This is a genomic window from Okeania sp. (assembly GCF_983059655.1).
Genome location: NZ_CEZPJD010001069.1, coordinates 1 through 2,202 on the forward strand (window position 1 = coordinate 1; position 2,202 = coordinate 2,202).

A 2,202-nucleotide genomic window follows, 5' to 3' on the forward strand; every position below is an offset into this window, starting at 1 on the left:
TGGGCGATCGCTATTTTCGAGTGGCTGTCCGTACTAAAGAAGAGAATCAAATGTTACTTGATGGTTTAACAGAAATTTTGAATTGTTGAAGAAGAAAGAAGTTCACGAAGTCAGAAGTCAGAAGTCAGAAGTCAGAAGTTATTTTTGTAACGGGGATGCGTGAGCAATCTTCCAAAAATATTGTACCTTAAAAGGCGGGGTTTTAGACCCATGTTATTTTGATAATTAGGGTTTACTGAAAAAATCTTTACTACGATGTAGTAATCAATTGATAATGACCTCTCCCTAAAACGGATAGGATTGAATACAAGGAAAATTTTTTCTCTCTTGGTCGATTGGATATGGCGAGGTTTCCTCGCCATCCCTTGACCGCTTGTTTCTCCTTGAAAGGAGAGGATTTTTACCTTAATTATTCAGTAATTTTAAAAAAACTACTTTGACTAATAGCTACTGACTAATAATAAATATGCTTGACTACGATGTAGTAATCATAGGTGGGACAATAACAGGGATCTATGCAGCTATTACCGCAACACAATTGCAAGGTCGTGTGGCCCTCGTACAACCTTCCTCTTCAGATTTTAGTAGTACCCAAGGATTTCATCACAATAAAATTATTGGTCAAATAGGAAATTTTGTTGACGATATAGACCGCAAACAACAGTTTGGTATTTATCAAGGTAATGATGATTCTGGTGATATTTGGGTTAAGTTTAAAGAGGCAAAAAAGTATGCTGATTATGTAGTTTCTAATCAATTATCAAAATATGAACCTGCAGTTTTAGCAGCATTAGGAATAGATGTAATTTTTGGTGAGGGTAAGTTTGTCGATCGCCCTAATTTAGCTTTTGTAGTTAAAGGACGACATTTGTGTTCTCGCACATATTTATTAGCCACAGCATCCCAGTCTGTAATACCACCTATTCCAGGATTAACAACTACCAAATTTATTACCCCTCAAGAAATTAAAGAACTCTCAAAACTTCCTCAAACTTTGGTAGTTATTGGTGGAGATCCTAGTGGAGTAGAAATAGCGCAGAGTTTTTCTCGATTGGGAACTAAAGTTACTATGGTAGTGAAAAGTTCTCATATTTTAGGTAAGGAAGATTCGGAAGCAGCATTTTTAGTTCAAGCTCAGTTAGAAGCAGAAGGTATCAGAATTATAACTAACACTGAAGTATCCCAAACGAGAGAAATTGATGATAAAAAATGGATTTTAGTTGGGAATGAAGGTATAGAAACAGATGAAATTTTATTAGCAGCAGGGAATAAACCAGAATTTAAAAGTTTGAATTTAGAAGCGGTAGGTGTGAGGTTTAATAATAATAGTTTATTGTTAAATCAAAAGTTACAAACTACTAATTATCGGATTTATGCTTGTGGAGATTTAGTCGGTGGTTATTCATTTTCTCAGATTGCTAATTATGAGGCTAAAATTGCCTTAAAAAATATTCTTTATTTACCGATTTTTCAGGTTAATTATCATGGTATTCCTTGGGCAATATTTTCCGATCCACAATTAGCAAGAGTTGGTTTAACTGAAGACCAAGCTAGACGACGTTATGGAGAAAATATATTAGTTTGTCGGCAATATTTTAAAAATATTGACCGGACTCAAATAGTAGACAAAACAACAGGGTTTTGTAAAATTGTTGGTCATCGTAATGGCAAAATTTTAGGTGTTTCTGTGGTAGGAATTGAAGCAAGTGAGATAGTTCATATTATGGCATTAGCTATTCGTCAAGGGATAAAAATGGAAGCGATCGCTGAGTTACCTCATGTATGGCCTACTGTATCAGAAATTAATGCTCAAACAGCAGCAGCATGGTTAAGGCAAAAAAGAGACGGTAATCAAATAGTTAAAAATTGCCTAGAAAATTTATTTCATTGGCGACGTTCTTTTTTTTGAAATAGCAGTCAGCGGTGAGCGGTGAGCTATCAGCTTATTCTGACTCCTGGCTCCTGACTCCTAAAAAATATCCTAGCTATTTGTAGAAAAAATTTATCAATTTAGTATAATAACCCATCGTCTATACTATCTACAATTGGTTGGAAATTCAAACGCTATCCACTTCTTCTTTCTTCCTTTTTTCTTCTTCCTTCTTCAAAAAGATGATAAATTTAAAGTTATATCTGAGAGCCTAGTGCCAATATTTGTAGAGACAAATCTCACAGGAATAACAGAATGAATAATATTGAAAC

1 protein-coding gene is annotated in these 2,202 nt (G+C 34.6%); it reads left to right on the forward strand.

The window, feature by feature from the left end:
- The first annotated feature begins 466 nt into the window (after positions 1 to 466).
- A complete protein-coding gene (locus AC3DU7_RS31835; protein ID WP_488043228.1) occupies positions 467 to 1,909 on the forward strand; it encodes a dihydrolipoyl dehydrogenase family protein in 1,443 nt (480 codons plus the stop codon).
- Positions 1,910 to 2,202: the final 293 nt, after the last annotated feature.

What these genes read in the sequence shown, in the direction of transcription:
- AC3DU7_RS31835 (WP_488043228.1), top strand. Translation starts at nt 467, where the DNA reads ATGCTTGACTACGATGTAGTAATCATAGGTGGGACAATAACAGGGATC.